Here is a 1,097-nt window from a genome sequence, read left to right as displayed (position 1 = left end):
CCATCCACGGCAAGCTCTGAGAGGCCGAGGCCCCCAGGCTGCGCGGCGGCGAGTCAACCCGTTCATGGGTCGGCGTGCCTTGCAGCACTTCGACCCATGAAACTCGAACCCCCTGAAAGACATATAAGGAGACCTTTTCAATGACCACGGAACTCACGAGACAACTTGCCGATGAACTCTACGCCGCCTTGCGCCAATGCCAGCCCATTGCACTGATCAGTGCGCGGCATCCTGCGCTCGACATCGATGACGCCTATGCCATCTCCCGGGCCGTTCTGGAAAAACGGCTGGCGGCCGGCGAAAGGCTGGTGGGCAAGAAAATCGGCCTCACCGCCAAAGCAGTGCAGGACATGCTGGGTATCAACGAGCCCGATTACGGTTTCCTGACCGACGCCATGCAGTTCGACAATGGCGCGAGTGTCACCATTGCGCAGGCCATGATGAACCCGATGGTGGAGGCGGAAATCGCCCTGGTGCTCAAGCNTCGACAATGGCGCGAGTGTCACCATTGCGCAGGCCATGATGAACCCGATGGTGGAGGCGGAAATCGCCCTGGTGCTCAAGCGCGATCTGCCCACCGAAAACGTGACCGCCAAGCAGGTACTGGAGGCGACGGACTATGCCGCGCCTTGCCTGGAACTGGTGGACACCCGCTTCGAAACACCGCGCATCCGCATCGTCGACACCATTGCCGACAACGCCAGCAGTGCGTTGTTCGTGCTGGGCGAGGGGCGCGTGGACCCCAGGAAGGTCGATCTGGCCGCCATCACCTGCGTGGTGACCCGCAACGGCGAAAAGCAGTCTGAAGGCGTGGGGGCGGCGGTCATGGGCTCTCCGCTGCACAGCACGGCCTGGTTGGCCAACCGGCTCGGTGCCGCCGGTGTTTCACTCAATGCGGGAGACATCGTCTTGGCCGGGTCGCTGGTGCCGCTGGCAAAAATTGCGGCGGGTGACGCCTTCGAAGCGACGTTCGCCGGCCTCGGCTCCGTTTCTGCCCGGTTTGCCTGACCGCTCCGAACGATCTCAGTGCATCAGGTCGTTCGAGGTTATGCCGATAACCAGCGTTGTCAAACCCATGATGGTGCTCAAGCCTTCTT

1 protein-coding gene is annotated in these 1,097 nt (G+C 62.0%); it reads left to right on the top strand.

All coding sequences use genetic code 11. The features are described 5' to 3' along the window. Positions 1 to 522 precede the first annotated feature (522 nt). Entirely contained in the window at positions 523 to 1,008 is a 486-nt protein-coding gene (locus QZH66_RS16710) for a fumarylacetoacetate hydrolase family protein (protein WP_305806985.1), read from the top strand. The last annotated feature ends 89 nt before the right edge of the window (positions 1,009 to 1,097 follow it).

The sequence above is a fragment of the Stenotrophomonas sp. YIM B06876 genome (genome assembly GCF_030711595.1).
In the GTDB taxonomy this organism is placed as follows: Bacteria; Pseudomonadota; Gammaproteobacteria; order Xanthomonadales; family Xanthomonadaceae; genus Stenotrophomonas.
This window is presented reverse-complemented; position numbering and strand designations above follow the sequence as displayed.